The organism is Streptomyces sp. NPDC029041 (assembly GCF_040637515.1).
GTDB lineage: Bacteria > Actinomycetota > Actinomycetes > Streptomycetales > Streptomycetaceae > Streptomyces.
In genome coordinates this window covers 16034-34710 of record NZ_JBEZWO010000004.1, presented here as the reverse complement: position 1 = coordinate 34710, position 18677 = coordinate 16034, and the positions used below count along the sequence as shown (strand labels likewise).

The following is an 18677-nucleotide window of genomic DNA, read 5'->3' as shown; positions in this document are numbered from 1 at the left end:
CGCTACGACTCGTAGCGAAAGCCCGTGAAGGACGTACACGGGCCTCGGTACACCCGGCGCGGGGTGGGGACCCGGCGCCGAACGGCACGGACCGGCCTTGCTTTGACACCGTTTTTCACACACGCGCGCAGGACGGGGGAGGATAGACGCATGCAGCCACGGAACATGTCCATGAGCGGAGTCGTCGACCTCGCCGCGGTGAAGGCGGCCCAGGAGGCCAAGGCGAAGGCGGAGCAGGCGCGCGCGCAGTCCGCCCGGGAGGGCGGGACGGGGGCGATCTCCCCGGCCGATCTCGTCATCGACGTCGATGAGGCGGGGTTCGAGAGGGACGTCCTGCAGCGTTCAGCCGAGGTCCCCGTCGTCATCGACTTCTGGGCCGAGTGGTGCGAGCCGTGCAAGCAGCTCAGCCCGGTCCTGGAGCGGCTGGCCGTCGAGTACAACGGCCGCTTCCTGCTCGCCAAGGTCGACGTCGACGCCAACCAGATGCTGATGCAGCAGTTCGGCATCCAGGGAATCCCCGCGGTGTTCGCGGTCGTCGCGGGTCAGGCACTGCCGCTCTTCCAGGGGGCGGCGGGCGAGGCGCAGATCCGGCAGACCCTCGACCAGTTGGTGCAGGTCGGTGAGCAGCGCTTCGGCCTGACCGGTCTCACCGTCGACCCCGAGGCCGTGCCGGGCGGTGCCCCCGCGGCTCCCGAGCGGCCGGCCGGCCCGCACGACGGGCTCCTCGAAGCCGCGGTGCAGGCCCTCGACTCGGGCGATCTGTCCGGTGCCGTCCAGGCGTACAAGAACGTGCTGAACGAGGACCCGGGCAACGAGGAGGCCAAGCTGGGTCTCGCGCAGGCCGAGTTGCTCCAGCGGGTGCAGGGCGTCGACCCGCAGCAGGTGCGCCGGGACGCGGCCGAGAAGCCGGCCGACGTCCAGGCGCAGATCGCCGCGGCCGATCTGGATCTGGTGGGCGGCCACGTCGAGGACGCGTTCGGCCGGCTCATCGAGACCGTGCAGCGCACGGTGGGTGACGACCGGGACACCGTGCGGATGCGGCTGCTGGAGCTGTTCGAGGTCGTCGGGCCCGACGATCCCCGTGTGATCGCGGCCCGCAGGGCCCTGGCGCGCGCCCTGTTCTGACCAGTCGTTAAACACGCGGGCATGTGGTGCCCGCGTGAAAAGTTTGCCCACAGCAGGTCACTGCGGCCGCGCTTTACCAAAACTTGGTAATCGCGGCCGCTGTTACTAGGAGTAAGTCACGGGCGTTGATCTGTCGGATTCTGTCCATTGATCAACAGCTTTGCGCCGCCCTCCGGCGCCACCCTGAGTCGTCGTCCGAGACCGATGGGTCGTTGTTCGGTTATCCGGCCGTTACTAGCGAGTAACGAACCCCCTTGTGCGGGCGGCGAGAATGCACCACGATCGGCCACGCTCGGTCCATTCCCGTACCCCGGCAGCCGGTTGGGTCGCGGGACTACCTGGGTCCCCACCGAGCAGAGCCGGCGGCAGTGGCGCCGGCTCTTGGACAGGGGGGTCTTCGCCCTTCCGGCGAAGCCTGTCCAGCAGGGTTGTGCGTGATGCGTGTCAGGCGCGACCAGTGGTTGTCGCTCGGGGGTGATCGCCGGTGATTCGGGCGCAGTTGCGCCGCCGAGTGCAGGCGCTCTCCTTCCCGAGGACGTAGCACTTCTCCCATCCCTGCCCGGCTGAGCCGCCAATCGGGGCGAGCCAGGACAGGAGATGTACGTCCGAGAAGGAGGAAATATGGAGTCCCAGGTGCGTGGCGGGACCAGATGGAAGCGGTTCGCTGTGGTCATGGTGCCCAGCGTCGCCGCCACGGCTGCGATAGGTGTCGCCCTCGCGCAGGGCGCTCTCGCCGCGTCGTTCAGCGTCTCCGGCCAGTCGTTCAAGGTCACGACCGACCAGCTCGTCGGTACGGGCTTCTCGCAGTACGGCGCCCTCGATGAGGGATACACGCTTGACGGCAAGAAGTCGGTGCACCCGGTCGCCGTCTCGTCGTTCAAGCAGGCGACGATCAAGAACCTGTGCCAGTCGGTCGTCACCCCGAACATTCCGGTGCTCGGGAACGTCAGCCTGATTCTGCGTGCGGGTCAGGGTGCCAAGCCGGTCGAGGCCCAGAACCTCTACATCGACGTCGCCGACCTCAGTGCCGACGCGACGTTCGAGAACATCGACATCGGTGTGGCCGCCAAGGACGCCAACAAGGGTCCGGCCATGAGGAAGGGCGAGACGGCGAACCCGTACGGCTTCGCCCAGCAGGCCGACAAGGCGACCCTGACCGACGTGAAGCAGACGGCGTGGGCGACCACCGCCGGAACCTTCAAGCTCAGCGGCCTGAAGATGTCGCTGTCGACGGGTGTCAAGGAGTGCTACTAAGCACTCGATGACGGGCGGGGGAGCCGGTGGCGCCCCCGCCCGTCCACCTTCCGGCCGCGCCTTCACGCGGGGCCCACATCACCACCACAGCAACGCTGTACCAGGGAGCTGTTTTTCCATGAGCGCCGAGACTCCTGCCGCCACCGGCCAGTTCACCGTCCGGAGGCAGCAGTTCCGCGCCTGGCGGGGTGAGCGGCCGTTCTGGGCCGGGCTGTTCGTCCTCCTCAGTGGACTGCCCATCGCCTACTTCCCGTACGCGAACCTCCAGATCGGTCACCTGACGCTGGCGATGGCGACCACCGCGGGTGCCGGATCCCTGATCATCGGCGTGCTGCTCGTCGTACTGGGCGTCAGCCTCTGGTTCCAGAAGCACGTCCGCGTCTTCGCGGGAGTCGCGGCCATCCTGCTGGCGCTGGTGTCCATCCCCGTGTCGAACATCGGCGGCTTCCTCATCGGCTTCCTCCTCGCCCTCGTGGGCGGGGCGATGGCCGTGGCCTGGGCGCCGGGCGCACCGCCCGCGGGACAGCCCGCCGCCATGGCCGGCACGGGCATGGGCGGAGCTCCCGAGGCCACGGACCACGACACCACGGTGCTCAAGCCCGTGGACGGGGCGGGCGAGCCGAACGATCTTTCAGGAACGAACCCGGCCAACGGGGCGAACGGGAGGCACAGTGCCGGCTGACGAGGTGACCCACGGGGTTGATGTGGAGGCGTCCCCTGTGAGAACCGGGCCGCGCCACGCGGCACCCAAGAAGCCGCTGTTCACCAGGTTCAGCAGGCCGACCGGCAAGGCGATGGCCATGGCGGCGATGCCGACGGCGGTGCTCATGGGCATGGGCTTCACGTCGACGCTCGCCATAGCCGACAGCGCCAACCCGGCGGCGCCGTCGTCGAAGAGCCTGACGGCCGACGAGTACAAGGACTGTGTGGCGGCCCTCGAGGACGACGGCAAGGCCGACGACTCCAAGGGCGAAGACTCCGCCTCGCCCACCCCGTCCGCCTCGGCGAGCGACGGCGCGGCGGACGAGAAGGACGAGCAGGGCGACACCGCCCCCGAGCCGTCCCCCTCAGGTGGTACGGAGGCGAACAACGGCGGTTCCTCTTCGTCGGATTCAGGTTCCGACGACAAGCCCGAGCCGCAGCCGTCCCCGTCCACGAGCGCGCCCGCCGCGGGCGACGAGGAGGAGGCCACGCCGTCCCCCTCGCCCTCCGAGGGCGGCGGCAACGTCCTGGAGGACATCGGCGACGCCATCGGTGGCATCTTCAACGGCGGCAACGGCGGGGACACGGCTGAGGAGAGCCCCAGCCCCACCCCGTCCGCCTCGGCGTCGGAGAGCACCGAGAAGCCCGCCGAGGACACCTCCGGTGCCGGGCAGGACACGACCGGCAAGGCCGCCGGCACGGTCGAGGACACCGTCAAGGACACCACCGGCAAGGCGTCCGGCACGGTGAAGGACACCGGCAGGACGGTGGAGGACACCACCAAGGCCGTCGAGAAGGCCGCCGAGGACGCGGCGGAGAAGGCGAAGGAGGCCACCGCCTCGCCCAGCCCCTCCCCGAGCGCCACCACGGACGCCGACGACTGCCCGGCCGCCACCGACGCCGAGGGCGGCGTCGACAACAAGGTGCCGCTGCCCGACGACCCGTGGTTCCTCAACGCCAGCTCGCTGACGCTGAAGGGCGCCGACTACAAGGGCGTCGTCGAGGTGCGCACCGCCGACGGCACCGTCAAGAAGGTGCTCAAGTACGTCATATCCGGCGGCACCGACATCGGCGACCTGCACCAGACCGTCAAGGACAAGCAGTCCGGCAAGACCTACCACGTGCAGGCGGCCAAGGGCTCGACGTCCACGATCCGCGACGGCGACACCGTGATGTACACGGAGAGCATCTCGGGCAACCTGCTCGGCCTGATACCGATCACGTTCGACCCCGAGCACCCGCCGCCGCTGAACATCCCGCTGATCTACTTCACCAACGTGAAGGTCCAGCAGGCCGGCCAGTTCGGCGGCACGCTGACCGTGCCGGGGCTGCATCAGTACGTCACGGACTGACGTCTCCGCCGGAACCGAGGGCGCCCCCTGGCCACCAGAGGGCGCCCTCTCCACTGCCTCGGAGGGATAGGGGATGGGGTGATCGCGGCATGACCATAGTGGACGTGCTGACGAAATTCGCCGAGTCCGGCGGCATCGGCGTTCTCAAACCGGGGGCGTCTCTCGCTGACGTGTCCGAGCGGCTGGGGCCGCCGAAGGATGGGGAGTACTTCCCGGGCCGGCGGCGGAAGAGGGGTGAGCCGCGCAACGTGCGCTATGGCGATGTCCGTCTCGAGGTCTGTTGCGACAGGATCCTGAGCGTGGCATTGAGCACCGGGAGCGAGTCCGTCGACCTGCCGAGCGACGTAAGGGGAGAGACAGAGGAACTGCGCTCGGCCGTGACCGCTGCGCAGCTGCGCGACGCGTTCGCTACTGCCGGGATACGTGCCGAGGAGGGGCTGTGGCCCGAGCCGGCCGACCAGTTCACCCTCGTGGTGCCCCATTCCCCGGCGGACGTGCACTTCACCTTCCGCCGGACCGACGCGGACGGATCCGGGGACAGCGGTACGGTCCTGCACAGCGCGATCGCCCGGAGCCACCACGCCTGCGGCTGACGCAGGAGTGGGGGGCCGACCCGCAGCGCGGGCCGGCCCCCTTCAGTTCTGCATCGGCGCCTACCCGACACCCTTCTGCCGGCTGATCTCCTTCAACGCCTCGACGAGACGCCTCAGTTTCGGCGCGAAGTTGGTCTGGCAACCCCACCGCAGAGCACGGGGTTTCTGACCGGGCTGCAGGTTCTCGTTGTACTTCTGGTTCGCGGCGTCCTGGTTGAAGATGCGCATCGCCTCGGTCGACTTGGCGATCAGATCCTCGCGCAGCCGGTCGTCGTCGATGAGCGTCTGGACGACCGCGCGGATCTCGTCCTTGGTGGCAGCTCCCGCCGTGACGTCGATCGCGTAGCCCATGATGCCGCCCTTGACGTGGGTGGTCTGCAACCCCACCTCACGGCCGTTCTTGAGTTGACGTGCGCACCTCGCTTGGTGCACCAGTCCCCGTCGATCGGCGAGATGTGGTGGATTCCGCAGAACCGCTTCTTGCCGCCTGCGGCCTTGGCGGCGGCGAGCCCCTTGGCCTTGGGCGCCCCGGCCGCGCTGCTGAACAGGTCCGCCGCGTCCAGCACGCACTCGCCGAGCTGGCCCTTGCGGTACTTCTCGATTATGTCCTTCAGCCGGCGAGGGTCTTCCTACCTCACGCGGCCTTCTCGAAGAACTCGGCGATACCGCCAGCGACCCGGACAATCGCCTTGCCGACAGCGGGGAGTTTGCCTTGACGTTGTTGACGCCGAGCACTTCCAGGAGGATCTCGCCGCCGCTGGCCTTCAGCCAGTCGATCACGCTCAGTGAGACAGCCGCCTGAGCCGCGCGGTAGTCATCGACGCACTGCTGGCCGCACTGGGCCCGCAGGATGGCCTCGTCGTCGGCGCTCAGGGCCGGGCCCGTGGAGCCGCCGGGTACACCGGTGCCGCCCGCCTCCATCGCCGCACGGCGCTGTGCTTCGAGCCGCTTGCGCTCGTCCTGTTCCGCACGATCGGCAGCCTGGTCCGCTTCCTTCGCGGCGCCGTCGGCGTTCTTCGCCGCCGACTCGGCCGCCGTGGCGTCCTGCTCCGCCTTGGTGGCGGTGCCGCGAGCGCTGGCCGCGTCCTTCTCCGCGGCGCCGGCGGCGGAGCGGGCGCTGGCCGCGTCCTTCTCCGCATCGTCGGCCTCACGGTCCGCCGCAGCGGCCTCTGATTCCGCCTCGTTCGCGGCCATTCCGGCGTAGACGGCATCTGTGCCCGCTTGCTGGTCGTACTTCTGAGCGTTCGCGTCGGCCTGCTTCGCCGCTTCCGCGGCGGTGGCAGCCTCGGCCGCGGAGGCGTGCGCGGCTGCCACCGAGACCGCTGCTTTCGCTGCGTCGTCGGCTGCCGCAGCGGCGGCCTCGGCGGCCCTTGGCGTCGCCCTTCGCCTTCTCGGCCAGAGCTTTGGCCTCCTTGGCCGCCTTGGCGGACTCATCGGCCTTGGCCTTGGCGGCGGCTGCCTGGCGCTGCGCGATCGGTTTGGACGTCTGCCCCACGAGAACCGCGAACGCGGCCGAGACGTCGGTCTCCTTGAACGGAGTTCCGATGGCGATGGCCTGGTTGGCGGGCTTGATCACTTCGGCGGCGGAGTCTCGGGCGGCGGTGGCCGCCGCACTCGCGGCGAAGGCGTATCCGGCCGTGGTGGCGGCCCACGCGGCCGTCTTGGCGGCCTCGGCCTTCGCGGCCGTGGCTTCCTTGCGTGCCGTAACCGCCGAGGCGGCGGCCTTCTTGCCTTCGGCCTCGGCGTCGGCGGCGTTCTTCGATGTGCAGCGCCGTACCGGCCACGCACCGGTTCGTCCGGGCGTCCGCCCCGAGACTGATCCGGAACTGGCCGGCGTCCGGGTCCTCGGTCGGCGGGTCGTCGGCCCGGGCGGGTGTCGCGTACACCAGTCCCGTCAGTACGGCGGATGCCGCTACCAGGGCGGTGCCGGCTAACCCCCGTGAGCGCAGGGCTCTTCGCATGTCGTCGCCTGTCTGCTGGATGAGTGGTCGACCCAGGAGGAGGGCAGGCGGACATGGCTGCGTGGCGGCCGTGGTCGGCCGGCAGGTGACTTCCGTCAGGAGACGTCCGTATTCTCAGTGGCAAACGCCACCATCGAGACGAGGGCGCCCGCTGGATTCCAGGAGGCGCCCTCGGTTCCGTCTACGGGCCATCACGGCCCTTTGCGGATCAGCCCTTGGCCTCGCCCAGGTGGTGGACCCGCACCATGTTGGTGGTGCCGGGTACGCCGGGGGGCGAACCGGCGGTGATGACCACGATGTCGCCGGCGTTGAAGCGGTTGAGCTTGACCAGCTCCTGCTCCACGAGGTCGACCATCTCGTCGGTGCTGTTCACGAACGGCACCACGTACGGCTCCACGCCCCAGCTCAGCGCCATCTGGTTGCGGGTGCCCTCGTCGGTGGTGAAGGCGATGATCGGCTGCTGCGCGCGGTAGCGGGACAGGCGGCGGGCCGTGTCGCCGGACTGGGTGAAGGCCACCAGGCCCCGGCCGCCGAGGAAGTCGGCGATCTCGCACGCGGCCCGGGCCACCGAACCGCCCTGCGTGCGCGGCTTCTTGCCCGGCACCAGCGGCTGCAGGCCCTTGGACATCAGCTCCTGCTCGGCCGCGGTGACGATCTTCGACATCGTCTTGACGGTCTCGATCGGGTACGCGCCCACGCTCGACTCGGCGGACAGCATGACCGCGTCGGCGCCGTCCAGGATCGCGTTGGCCACGTCGGAGGCCTCGGCGCGGGTCGGACGGGAGTTGGTGATCATCGACTCCATCATCTGGGTCGCCACGATCACCGGCTTGGCGTTGCGCCGGCACAGCTCGATCAGGCGCTTCTGCACCATGGGGACCTTCTCGAGCGGGTACTCGACGGCCAGGTCACCGCGGGCGACCATCACGCCGTCGAACGCCATCACGACGTCCTCCATGTTCTGCACCGCCTGCGGCTTCTCCACCTTGGCGATGACGGGGACCCGGCGGCCCTCCTCGTCCATCACGCGGTGCACGTCGGCGACGTCCTTGGCGTCCCGGACGAACGACAGCGCGACGAGGTCGCAGCCCATGCGGAGGGCGAAGCGGAGGTCCTCGATGTCCTTCTCGGACAGAGCGGGCACGTTGACGGCCGCGCCGGGCAGGTTGATGCCCTTGTGGTCGGAGATGACGCCGCCCTCGATGACGATCGTCTTCACCCGGTGGCCCTCGACCGCGGTGACCTTCAGCTCGACGTTGCCGTCGTTGATGAGGACCTGGTCGCCCTTGGTGACATCGCCGGGCAGACCCTTGTAGGTCGTCCCGCAGATCGTCTTGTCGCCCGGGACGTCCTCGGTGGTGATGGTGAACTCGTCACCGCGCACCAGCTCCACGGGACCCTCGGCGAAAGTCTCCAGACGGATCTTCGGGCCCTGGAGGTCGGCGAGGACACCGATGGCCCGGCCGGTCTCCTTGGCGGCGGCACGGACCCGGTCGTACCGGCCCTGGTGCTCGGCGTGGCTGCCGTGGCTGAAGTTGAAGCGGGCCACGTTCATGCCGGCTTCGATCAACGCGACAAGCTGATCGTGGGAGTCGACCGCGGGGCCGAGAGTACAGACGATTTTCGAACGGCGCATGGGGGCGATCCTATCGGTTTGTTTCGCAAGGGAATATTCCGTCTGGCGGAAAATACAAAAGGGCGGGATGCCGCTCAGGTGTGATTCCCCGAACCAATTACCAGCGCGTAGGTCTGAGTCGCGATCTCCAATTCCTCGTCAGTAGGTACCACCGCCACCGCCACCCGGGCGCCGTCGGGCGAGATCAGCCGCGCCTCGTCGCCGCGCACGGCGTTGCGCTCGCCGTCCACCGCAAGGCCCAGCTCCTCCAGGCCCGCCAGGGCGGCCGCCCGCACGGGAGCCGCGTTCTCGCCCACACCGGCGGTGAAGGCGACCGCGTCCACCCGCCCGAGGACGGCGTAATAGGCGCCGATGTACTTCTTCAGCCGGTGAATGTAGATGTCGAACGCCAGCTCCGCCTGCTCGTCGCCCTCGTCGACGCGGCGGCGGATCTCCCTCATGTCGTTGTCACCGCACAGACCGATCAGACCGCTCTTCTTGTTGAGAAGAGTGTCGATCTCGTCGGCGGACATTCCACCAACACGCATCAAATGGAAGATGACGGCCGGGTCCATGTCTCCGGAGCGCGTACCCATCACGAGCCCCTCCAAAGGCGTCAGCCCCATGGAGGTGTCCACGCAGCGTCCGCCCCGTACGGCCGAGGCGGACGCCCCGTTGCCCAGGTGCAGCACGATGACGTTGGTCTCGGCGGGGTCCTTGCCCAGCAGTTCGGCGGTGGCCCGGGAGACGTAGGCGTGGGAGGTGCCGTGGAAGCCGTAGCGGCGGATGCGGTGCTCGTCGGCCGTCTTCACGTCGATGGCGTAGCGGGCGGCCGACTCCGGCATCGTCGTGTGGAACGCGGTGTCGAAGACGGCGACCTGCGGCAGGTCGGGCCGCAGGGCCTGTGCCGTGCGGAGGCCGGTCAGGTTGGCCGGGTTGTGCAGCGGCGCGACGGGGATGAGCCGCTCGATCTCCGCGAGCACGGCGTCGTCGACGACGGTCGGTTCGGTGAAGTGCTTCCCGCCGTGCACCACCCGGTGGCCGATCGCGGCCAGTTCGGGTGAGTCCAGGCCGAGGCCGTCCTTGGCGAGCTCCTCCGCGACGGCCTTCAGGGCGGCGTCGTGGTCGGCGATCGCCCCGCCGCGCTCCCGGCTCTCGCCGCCGGCCGGGGTGTGCTTCAGACGGGAGGTCTGCTCGCCGATGCGCTCGACCAGGCCCACCGCCAGCCGGCTGTTGTCGCGCATGTCGAGCAGCTGGTACTTCACCGACGAGGAGCCGGAGTTGAGGACGAGGACACGGGTGGGGCTCACTGGGCGGCTGCCTTCTCGCTCGGGGACGGGGCGGGGGACTGGGCCTGGATCGCCGTGATGGCGACGGTGTTGACGATGTCCTGGACCAGGGCGCCCCGGGACAGGTCGTTGACCGGCTTGCGCAGACCCTGGAGCACCGGGCCGACGGCGATCGCGCCGGCCGAGCGCTGCACGGCCTTGTAGGTGTTGTTGCCGGTGTTCAGGTCGGGGAAGATCAGCACGCTCGCCTGCCCGGCGACCTCCGATCCGGGCAGCTTGGTCGCCGCGACCGACGGCTCCACGGCGGCGTCGTACTGGATCGGGCCCTCGATCTTCAGGTCGGGCCGGCGGGAGCGGACCAGCCCGGTGGCCTCGCGCACCTTGTCGACGTCGGCGCCGGAGCCGGAGGTGCCGGTGGAGTACGACAGCATCGCGATGCGCGGCTCCACGCCGAACTGCTCGGCCGTGGCCGCCGACTGGATGGCGATGTCGGCGAGCTGCTGGGCGTCCGGGTCCGGGTTGACCGCGCAGTCGCCGTAGACGAGGACCTTGTCGGCCAGGCACATGAAGAACACGGACGAGACGATGTCCGCGTCCGGCTTGGTCTTGATGATCTCGAAGGCGGGACGGATGGTCGCGGCCGTGGAGTGCACCGAGCCCGACACCATGCCGTCGGCGAGGCCCTCCTGGACCATCAGCGTGCCGAAGTAGTTCACGTCGGAGACGACGTCGTAGGCCAGCTCCACGGTGACGCCCCGGTGGGCGCGCAGGGCCGCGTACTGCTCGGCGAACGTGTCCCGCAGCTCGGAGGTCGCCGGGTCGATCAGCTGGGACTCGCCGAGGTCGATGCCGAGGTCGGCGGCCTTCTTGCGGATCTGGTCGACCGGGCCGAGCAGCGTCAGCTCGCACACGCCGCGGCGCAGCAGCACCTCGGCGGCGTGCAGCACCCGCTCCTCGGTGCCCTCGGGCAGGACGACCCGGCGCAGGTCGGAGCGGGCCTGCTCCAGCAGCTTGTGCTCGAACATCATCGGCGTGACGCGGTCACTGCTCGGCGCGGAGACCCGGCGGGCGAGGTCGGCGGTGTCGGCGTACCGCTCGAACAGGCCGAGGGCCCGCTCCGCCTTGCGCGGGGTGGCCGCGTTCAGCTTGCCCTCCAGGGAGAACAGCTGCTCGGCGGTGGGGAAGCTGGTGCCCGCCACCGACAGCACCGGGGTGCCGGGGGCGAGACGGTCGGCGAGGGTGAGGATGTGGTCGCCGGGCACCTCGTCCAGGGTGAGCAGCATGCCCGCTATCGGCGGGGTGCCGGCGCTGTGCGCGGCGAGCGAGCCGACGACCAGGTCGGAGCGGTCGCCCGGGGTGACGACGAGGCAGCCCGGGGTCAGGGCGCTCAGGAAGTTCGGCAGCATCGCCCCGCCGAAGACGAAGCCGAGCACGTCCCGGGCGAGCCCCGAGTCGTCGCCCAGCACCACCTTGGCGCCCAGGGCGTGGCCGATCTGGGAGACGGTCGGCGCGGACAGCGCGGGCTCGTCGGGCAGCACGTAACAGGGCACGGGCAGCCGGGAGTCGAGCTGGCCGGCGATCTCGTCGCGGTCCTCGCGGGCCACCCGGTTGGTGACCATGGCCAGCACGTCGCAGCCCAGGGTGTCGTAGGCGCGGTAGGCGTTGCGCGTCTCGGCCAGCACGGACTCGACGGTCTGCTTGCGGCCGCCGACGACGGGGATCACGGACGCGCCGAACTCGTTCGCCAGCCGGGCGTTGAGCGACAGCTCGTCCGGGAGCTGGGTGCCGGCGTAGTCGGTGCCGAGGACCAGCACGACGTCGTAGTCCCGGGCGACCAGGTGGAAGCGGTCGACGAGCGTGGACACCAGCTCGTCCGTGCCGGCCTCGGCCTGGAGCGCGGACGCCTCGTGGTAGTCCATGCCGTAGACGGTCGCCGGGTCCTGGGTGAGCCGGTAACGGGCGCGCAGGAGCTCGAAGAGCCGGTCGGGCCCGTCGTGGACCAGGGGCCGGAACACGCCGACCCGGTCGACCTGGCGGGTGAGGAGCTCCATGACCCCCAGTTCGACGACCTGGCGTCCGTCGCCGCGGTCGATGCCGGTCACGTACACGCTGCGGGTCACGCGCGCTCTCCGTTTCGTCTCGAGTGGGGGGAGGCCTCACACCCACGGCTTTCCAGCCACGGGGCACAAAAATCGCCCACCGAGGTGAGCAGAACCATCTTGACAATACCTCTGCCGCTGGATAAGGCGCCCGTCAGGACGGGGTGCCGCAGCGGGCTGTGGAGCGTGAAACAATCGGCAGTGGCTCACCGGTGTCAACAGCGAGCAGGAGACACAGCACGATGCGTATCGGAGTTCTCACCGCAGGCGGCGACTGCCCCGGCCTGAACGCCGTGATCCGGTCGGTCGTGCACCGGGCGGTCGACAACTACGGGGACGAGGTCATCGGTTTCGAGGACGGGTACGCGGGCCTGCTCGACGGCCGCTACCGCTCCCTCGACCTGGAGTCCGTCAGCGGCATCCTCGCCCGCGGCGGCACCATCCTCGGGTCGTCCCGGCTGGAGCGCGACCGGCTCCGGGAGGCCTGCGAGAACGCCTCCGACATGATCCACCAGTTCGGCATCGACGCGCTGATCCCGATCGGCGGCGAGGGCACGCTGACGGCCGCGCGCATGCTCAGCGACGCCGGCCTGCCCGTCGTGGGCGTCCCGAAGACGATCGACAACGACATCTCCTCCACGGACCGCACCTTCGGCTTCGACACCGCGGTGGGCGTCGCCACCGAGGCGATGGACCGGCTGAAGACCACGGCCGAGTCCCACCAGCGGGTGATGGTGGTGGAGGTCATGGGCCGGCACGCCGGGTGGATCGCCCTGGAGTCCGGCATGGCGGCCGGTGCGCACGGGATCTGCCTGCCGGAGCGGCCGTTCGACCCGGCCGACCTCGTGAAGATGGTCGAGGAGCGCTTCTCCCGCGGCAAGAAGTTCGCGGTGGTCTGCGTCGCCGAGGGCGCCCACCCCGCCGAGGGCTCCATGGACTACAACAAGGGCGCCATAGACAAGTTCGGCCACGAGCGCTTCCAGGGCATCGGCACCGCCCTCGCGCACGAGCTGGAGCGGCGCCTGGGCAAGGAGGCCAAGCCGGTCATCCTCGGCCACGTCCAGCGCGGCGGTGTGCCGACCGCCTACGACCGGGTGCTCGCCACGCGGTTCGGCTGGCACGCGGTGGAGGCGGCGCACCAGGGCCGGTTCGGCCGGATGACCGCCCTGCGCGGGACGGACATCGTGATGGTCCCGCTCGCGGAGGCCGTGACCGAGCTGAAGACGGTGCCGAAGGACCGCATGGACGAGGCCGAGTCGGTCTTCTAGGAGTCGGCTTTCCCGGAGTGTCGGACGTTCAGCCTGCCTCCGGGGCCGTGTCGCCCTGGAGCTTCGTCCAGAAGTGCTCCACGATCCGGTCGAGGAAGTCCCGGCCGGCGTCGCCCGCGTCACCGCTGCCGCCGCCCCAGCTCAGGGTGGCGGCCATGTGACCCTGATAGTCCTCGTGCAGGCCCTGCAGGGCGTGCTCCAGCAACCGCCGGTCCAGGGGCACGAGTTTGGCCACCGGGCGGACGTAGGCCTGCCAGCGGGTGGTCGCGGCGCTGCGCAGCAGATCACCCAGCCGGGCGTCGCGGCCCGTGACGGTCACGAGGTCGGGCAGCGCGAGTCCGAGCAGACCGGCGAGGGCGGCGGCCTGGCGTTCCGTGCCGCGCCAGCCGCCGGTCTCCTCCATGCGCAGGTACGCGTGTACGTCGTGCCCCACGGCCCGGGCCACGTCCTCCGGGGCGAGGCAGCGGGCGATGCGGTGTTCGCGCAGGGTGCGCGGTCTGCTGATCAGTTCGGAGGGCGAGCACCACAGCACCCCCGCGAGCGCGGTGAGTTCGGAGTCGGTCGGGGCGGCGGTCCCGCGTTCCCAGGCCATCACGTGGTCCGGGGTGACGTGCGGATGTCCGTACGAGACGCGCATGCCGTGGGCGACGTGCTCGGGTGCCATGCCGAGGGCCGCGCGCAGCCGGCGGGCGGCGGGGGCGTTGAACGGCCGGGTGGTGGGGACGGCCGGTGCGGGGGGAGAGGGGGACGGGCGGTCGGGTCGGGCTGAAGGTCGGCGCACGGCCCACAAGCTAGGGCGGCCGGGAGGGGCTGACTACGGTCTGTTCGGCCAGGATCACGGATTGTAGGAAACTACGGCTACCGGCGGGTTCGACCGGGGCTGAAGATCGTCTGTCGGCAGGGGCACGGACGCGGCGAGGATGGCGCGGGGCCTGATGAACGCAGGCCCGGAAAGGCGGTGACTCACGTGAACGGCAAGCTCAACGGGCATATTCGCGAGCGGCTCCTCGCGCCGAACTTCTGGCATCTCGCGACGGTGGGCGCGGACGGAGCGCCCCAGGTGTCGCCCATGTGGGCGGACGTCGAAGGGGAGTACGTCATGGTCAACACCTCGGTGGGGCGGGTGAAGGAGGAGAACCCGCGGCGCAATCCGTTCGTTTCGCTGTCGCACCACGACCCCGTGAACCCCGGTTCGTGGAGGGCGAGGAGGCGGAGCGGGCGATGGACCGGCCGGCTCGGAAGTACCTGGGCGAGGACCGGTATCCGTGGCTCCTGCCGGGCGAGCGCCGGGTGATGCCGCTGATCGAGCCGACGCGGGTACGGAGGCTCGACGGTGTCGAGCCGTTCCGGGCGGGCGCGCTGCCGGACGAGGCGGTCGGCTGAGCCGTCTTCTCAGGGCAGTGGATCACGACGTCCCGGCTGACGGGCCGTCACTGCCCTGTGACCCAGCGGTACTGCAGCTCCGGTCGTCCCACCGTGCCGTACTGCGGGCGGCGCGCGGCGCGGCCCGCGTCGACCAGGTGTTCCAGGTAACGGCGGGCCGTGATGCGGGAGATGCCCACGGCCTCGGCGACTCCGGCGGCCGTCAGGCCCTCCGCGCTGTCGCGCAGGACCACCGTCACCCGTTCCAGCGTCGGCGCGCTCAGTCCCTTGGGCAGCGCGGCCGGGCCCGGCGCGCGCAGGGCCGCGAGCGCGCGGTCCACCTCGTCCTGGCCGCTCGCCTCGCCGACGGCCGCGTGGAACTCGGCGTAGCGCACGAGGCGGTCGCGCAGGGTCGCGAAGGTGAACGGCTTGAGGACGTACTGCACGACCCCGAGGGAGACGCCCTCGCGGACGACGGCCAGGTCGCGGGCCGACGTCACCGCTATCACGTCCGCGTGATGACCGGCCGCCCTGAGGGAGCGGGCCAGGTGCAGTCCGTGCACGTCCGGCAGGTGCAGGTCGAGCAGGAGGAGGTCCACCGGGGTGCGCTCCAGGGCCCGGCGGGCCTCGGCGCCCGTGTGCGCCTTGCCCACGGCCACGAACCCGGGCACCCGCCCGACGTACAGGACGTGCGCGTCGGCGGCGACCGGGTCGTCCTCCACCACGAGGACACGGATGGCCTTCTCGCTGCTCGTCATGCGTCGCCTCCAGCGCCTCTGGCCACCGGGGCGGCCCCGGAGGGCACGGTGTCCGCGGGTGTCCCCGGCTGCCGAAGCGGCAGCCGTACCTCGAACTCGGCGCCGCCGCCGTCGGCCTCCGCGACCGTCAGGGAGCCCGCGTGCCGCTGGGCCGCCTGCCGGACCAGCGCCAGTCCGAGGCCCCGCCCGCCCGGTCCCGCCGGTTTCGTCGAGAAGCCGCGCTGGAAGACCGCCTCGGCGTGCTCGGGGTCCACGCCCGGCCCCGTGTCCGAGACCCGCAGCACCAGCTCCGGGCAGTCGCCGCAGTCGCGGGTGTAAGCCGCCACCGTCACCCGGGCCCGCGCGCTGCCCTGGGCGGCGTCCACGGCGTTGTCGATGAGGTTGCCGAGGATGGTCACCAGGTCCCGCGCCGGCAGGGTCTCCGGCAGCAGACCGTCGTCCAGGCTGCTGTCCTCCGACACCATCAGCTCCACGCCCCGCTCGTTCGCCTGGGCCGTCTTGCCCAGCAGCAGCGCCGCCAGCACCGGCTCGCTCACCGCCGCCACGACCTGGTCGGTCAGTGCCTGGGCCAGCTCCAGCTCGGCCGTCGCGAACTCCACCGCTTCCTCCGACCGGCCCAGCTCGATCAGCGAGACCACCGTGTGCAGCCGGTTCGCCGCCTCGTGCGCCTGCGAGCGCAACGCCTGTGTGAAGCCCCGCTCGGAGTCCAACTCGCCCATCAGCGACTGGAGTTCGGTGACATCGCGGAGGGTGACGACGGTACCGCGCCGCTCACCGCCCGACACCGGCGAGGTGTTGATCACCAGCACCCGGGACGCCGTGAGGTGCACCTCGTCCACCCGTGGCTCCGAGGCCAGCAGGGCGCCCGTCAGCGGGGCGGGCAGCCCCAGCTCCGCCACCGACCTGCCCACCACGTCCCCGGCCACGCCGAGCAACTCCCGACCTCCGTCGTTGATCAGCGCCACACGGTACTGCCCGTCCAGCATCAGCAGCCCCTCGCGCACGGCGTGCAGGGCGGCCTGATGGTAGTCGTGCATCCGGCTGAGCTCGGTCGCGTTCATGCCGTGGGTGTGGCGGCGCAGCCGGGCGTTGACGACGTACGTGCCGACCGCGCCCAGCACCAGCGCGCCGACCGCGACGCCGAGCAGGGCCGTCAGCTGGTCCTGGACCCGCTGGGTGATCTGCTCGACCCGGATCCCCGCGCTGACCAGGCCGACCACCCTGCCGCCGTCCTGGATCGGGGTGACCGCGCGGACCGACGGGCCGAGCGTGCCCGTGTAGGTCTCGGTGAAGGTCTCGCCCTTCAGGGCCCGCTCGGTGTGCCCCCGGAAGGTCTGGCCGATCTGCCGGGGGTCGGGGTGCGTCCAGCGGATGCCCCGCGGATCCATGATCGTGATGAAGTCGACCTCGGTGTCCCGCATCACCTTCAGCGCGTAGGGCTGGAGCTCGGCCGTCGGGTCGGGGGTGTGTGTCGCCGCCAGCACCGACGGGGAGTCCGCGACGGACCGCGCCACCGCCCTGGCCTGCCGGGTCGCGGCCTCTTCCGCCTGGCTGCGGTCGCTGACGTAGGAGAACAGCGCGTATCCGGCCACGACGACCGCTATCAGCACGGCCTGCATGGCGAACAGCTGGCCCGCCAGACTGCGGGGACCGGGGACGGTGAAGCGCATGTCGTCAGTCTGCCTCGTGGCTGATTGTGAACTAAATGAACGGAAGGGTGACCGCGCTCACAGAGAACGACATAGTCACGGCATTCCCCATAACGCATCTCCGGGAGCCCCGCTCGGTGTTTCCCGAGTTTTCCCGGAGTCTCCCCGGACGTGAGCCGCACGCCGGTGATGCCGACGACGTCGTCAAGGAGGGCCGCCGTGACCAGCGCAGCCGATACGGCACCTGCCGCACGCAAACCCAAGCGGGACCGCACGCACTACCTCTACATCGCGGTGATCATCGCGGTCGCCGCCGGTATCGCGGTGGGCCTGGCCGCTCCGGACTTCGCTGTCGGGCTGAAGCCGATCGGCACCGGGTTCGTGGCGCTGATCAAGATGATGATCTCGCCGATCATCTTCTGCACGATCGTGCTGGGCATCGGCTCGGTACGGAAGGCCGCCAAGGTCGGTGCCGTCGGCGGTATCGCCCTGGGCTACTTCATGGTGATGTCGCTCGTCGCGCTGGGCATCGGCCTGGTCGTCGGCAACATCCTGGAGCCGGGCACCGGCCTCGCGGTCACCGACGCGATCAAGGACGCCGGTCACGCGCAGGTCGATTCCGAGGCCAAGGACACCACGGAGTTCCTGCTCGGCATCATCCCGACGACCATCGTCTCGGCCTTCACCAACGAGTCGGTGCTGCAGACCCTGCTGATCGCCCTCCTCGCGGGCTTCGCGCTGCAGGGCATGGGCTCGGCCGGCCAGCCGATCCTGCGGGGCATCGAGCACATCCAGCGGCTCGTCTTCCGCATCCTCGCCATGGTCATGTGGGCCGCCCCGATCGGTGCCTTCGGCGCCATCGCCGCCGTCACCGGCTCGGCCGGCCTGGATGCGCTCAAGAGCCTCGCCGTGCTGATGCTCGGCTTCTACGTGACCTGCTTCCTGTTCGTCTTCATCGTGCTCGGCGCCCTGCTGCGCGTGGTCTGCGGCCTGAACATCCTCACGCTGTTCAAGTACCTGGGCCGGGAGTTCCTGCTGATCCTGTCCACGTCCTCCTCCGAGTCCGCGCTGCCGCGGCTCATCGCGAAGATGGAGCACCTGGGCGTCAGCAAGCCGGTGGTCGGCATCACCGTCCCGACCGGCTACTCGTTCAACCTCGACGGCACCATGATCTACATGACCATGGCCTCGCTGTTCATCGCCGACGCCATGGGTACGCCGATGTCGATCGGTGAGCAGATCCCGCTGCTGCTCTTCCTGCTGGTCGCCTCGAAGGGCGCCGCCGGTGTCACCGGTGCGGGTCTGGCCACGCTGGCCGGCGGTCTGCAGTCGCACAAGCCGGCCTTGGTGGACGGCATCGGCCTCATCGTCGGCATCGACCGCTTCATGAGCGAGGCCCGCGCCCTGACCAACTTCGCCGGCAACGCCGTGGCCACCGTGCTGATCGGCACCTGGACGAAGGAGATCGACAAGGAGCGGGTGGGCCAGGTCCTGGCCGGTCAGCTGCCCTTCGACGAGAAGACGCTGCTGGACGACGGCCACGGCGGCCCGGCCGACGACCACGTCGAGGCCGAGGTGCCCGAGAAGGGCGGCGAGAAGGAGCTGGCGAAGGCCTGACGGCCGCGCCGCCCCCACGGATTCCGGGCGGCT

General features: G+C 70.3%; 15 protein-coding genes and 1 pseudogene. 9 read left to right on the top strand and 7 right to left on the bottom strand.

The features are described from left to right. The first annotated feature begins 150 nt into the window (after positions 1-150). The 5 genes from AB0F04_RS10450 (at position 151) to AB0F04_RS10430 (ending at position 5026) form a co-directional block, all read left to right on the top strand. Positions 151-1125, top strand: a complete 975-nt coding sequence (locus tag AB0F04_RS10450; RefSeq protein WP_362039861.1) for a tetratricopeptide repeat protein — start codon at positions 151-153, stop codon at positions 1123-1125. A gap of 621 nt (positions 1126-1746) precedes the next feature. Continuing rightward, positions 1747-2379: a DUF6230 family protein gene (locus AB0F04_RS10445; RefSeq protein WP_033312948.1), complete on the top strand. Its 633-nt coding sequence runs from the start codon at positions 1747-1749 to the stop codon at positions 2377-2379. Positions 2380-2497: 118 nt separating this feature from the next. Next, positions 2498-3061, top strand: coding sequence for a DUF6114 domain-containing protein (locus AB0F04_RS10440; protein WP_362039859.1), 564 nt, complete (start codon positions 2498-2500; stop codon positions 3059-3061). Beyond that, positions 3051-4433 (top strand): hypothetical protein, encoded by a 1383-nt coding sequence (locus AB0F04_RS10435; protein ID WP_362039857.1) that lies wholly within the window; start codon positions 3051-3053, stop codon positions 4431-4433. The genes AB0F04_RS10440 and AB0F04_RS10435 overlap by 11 nt, the downstream gene beginning before the upstream one ends. Positions 4434-4522: 89 nt before the next feature. After that, positions 4523-5026: a hypothetical protein gene (locus AB0F04_RS10430; protein ID WP_362039855.1), complete on the top strand. Its 504-nt coding sequence runs from the start codon at positions 4523-4525 to the stop codon at positions 5024-5026. A gap of 60 nt (positions 5027-5086) precedes the next feature. Here the strand turns inward: AB0F04_RS10430 and AB0F04_RS10425 are convergent, their stop codons facing one another. Then, complete coding sequence (locus AB0F04_RS10425) at positions 5087-6340, bottom strand: hypothetical protein (protein WP_362039853.1); 1254 nt, start codon at positions 6338-6340, stop codon at positions 5087-5089. A 230-nt stretch (positions 6341-6570) separates the two neighbouring features. Here AB0F04_RS10425 and AB0F04_RS10420 point away from each other — a divergent pair, with 230 nt between their 5' ends. Then, the gene (locus AB0F04_RS10420) at positions 6571-6960 is read left to right on the top strand and encodes a hypothetical protein (RefSeq protein WP_362039852.1); all 390 of its coding nucleotides are present in this window, start codon (positions 6571-6573) and stop codon (positions 6958-6960) included. Between the two features lie 235 nt (positions 6961-7195). On the opposite strand, the gene pyk is transcribed toward AB0F04_RS10420, so the two are convergent. The 3 genes from pyk to pta form a co-directional block, all read right to left on the bottom strand. Then, positions 7196-8623 carry a pyruvate kinase gene (pyk, locus tag AB0F04_RS10415; protein ID WP_362039850.1) on the bottom strand — a complete coding sequence of 476 codons (1428 nt, stop codon included), beginning with the start codon at positions 8621-8623 and terminating at the stop codon, positions 7196-7198. Positions 8624-8697: 74 nt separating this feature from the next. After that, a complete protein-coding gene (locus AB0F04_RS10410) occupies positions 8698-9912 on the bottom strand; it encodes an acetate kinase (protein WP_362039848.1) in 1215 nt (404 codons plus the stop codon). Next, positions 9909-12011, bottom strand: a complete 2103-nt coding sequence (gene pta / locus AB0F04_RS10405; protein ID WP_362039846.1) for a phosphate acetyltransferase — start codon at positions 12009-12011, stop codon at positions 9909-9911. The genes AB0F04_RS10410 and pta overlap by 4 nt, the downstream gene beginning before the upstream one ends. A 221-nt stretch (positions 12012-12232) precedes the next feature. Here pta and AB0F04_RS10400 point away from each other — a divergent pair, with 221 nt between their 5' ends. Then, positions 12233-13258, top strand: a complete 1026-nt coding sequence (locus tag AB0F04_RS10400; protein WP_053670536.1) for an ATP-dependent 6-phosphofructokinase — start codon at positions 12233-12235, stop codon at positions 13256-13258. 28 nt (positions 13259-13286) lie between these two features. On the opposite strand, the gene AB0F04_RS10395 is transcribed toward AB0F04_RS10400, so the two are convergent. Next, the gene (locus AB0F04_RS10395; protein WP_362039844.1) at positions 13287-14039 is read right to left on the bottom strand and encodes a helix-turn-helix transcriptional regulator; all 753 of its coding nucleotides are present in this window, start codon (positions 14037-14039) and stop codon (positions 13287-13289) included. Between the two features lie 186 nt (positions 14040-14225). On the opposite strand from AB0F04_RS10395, the pseudogene AB0F04_RS10390 reads away from it, so the two are divergent. Next, a pseudogene (locus AB0F04_RS10390) lies at positions 14226-14641 on the top strand (pyridoxamine 5'-phosphate oxidase family protein). Between the two features lie 47 nt (positions 14642-14688). Here the strand turns inward: AB0F04_RS10390 and AB0F04_RS10385 are convergent. Further along, the gene (locus tag AB0F04_RS10385; protein ID WP_362039843.1) at positions 14689-15378 is read right to left on the bottom strand and encodes a response regulator; all 690 of its coding nucleotides are present in this window, start codon (positions 15376-15378) and stop codon (positions 14689-14691) included. Continuing rightward, a complete protein-coding gene (locus tag AB0F04_RS10380) occupies positions 15375-17048 on the bottom strand; it encodes a sensor histidine kinase (protein ID WP_362039841.1) in 1674 nt (557 codons plus the stop codon). Before AB0F04_RS10380 ends, AB0F04_RS10385 begins: the two co-directional genes overlap by 4 nt. A 198-nt stretch (positions 17049-17246) precedes the next feature. Here AB0F04_RS10380 and AB0F04_RS10375 point away from each other — a divergent pair, with 198 nt between their 5' ends. After that, entirely contained in the window at positions 17247-18644 is a 1398-nt protein-coding gene (locus AB0F04_RS10375) for a cation:dicarboxylase symporter family transporter (RefSeq protein WP_362039839.1), read from the top strand. Positions 18645-18677: the final 33 nt, after the last annotated feature.

Coding starts and splice junctions, on each gene's coding strand:
- AB0F04_RS10450 (WP_362039861.1), top strand. CDS start 151: ATGCAGCCACGGAACATGTCCATGAGCGGAGTCGTCGACCTCGCCGCG.
- AB0F04_RS10380 (WP_362039841.1), bottom strand. CDS start 17,048: ATGCGCTTCACCGTCCCCGGTCCCCGCAGTCTGGCGGGCCAGCTGTTC.
- AB0F04_RS10440 (WP_362039859.1), top strand. CDS start 2,498: ATGAGCGCCGAGACTCCTGCCGCCACCGGCCAGTTCACCGTCCGGAGG.
- AB0F04_RS10420 (WP_362039852.1), top strand. CDS start 6,571: ATGGCGATGGCCTGGTTGGCGGGCTTGATCACTTCGGCGGCGGAGTCT.
- AB0F04_RS10400 (WP_053670536.1), top strand. CDS start 12,233: ATGCGTATCGGAGTTCTCACCGCAGGCGGCGACTGCCCCGGCCTGAAC.
- AB0F04_RS10445 (WP_033312948.1), top strand. CDS start 1,747: ATGGAGTCCCAGGTGCGTGGCGGGACCAGATGGAAGCGGTTCGCTGTG.
- AB0F04_RS10385 (WP_362039843.1), bottom strand. CDS start 15,378: ATGACGAGCAGCGAGAAGGCCATCCGTGTCCTCGTGGTGGAGGACGAC.
- pyk (WP_362039850.1), bottom strand. CDS start 8,623: ATGCGCCGTTCGAAAATCGTCTGTACTCTCGGCCCCGCGGTCGACTCC.
- AB0F04_RS10430 (WP_362039855.1), top strand. CDS start 4,523: ATGACCATAGTGGACGTGCTGACGAAATTCGCCGAGTCCGGCGGCATC.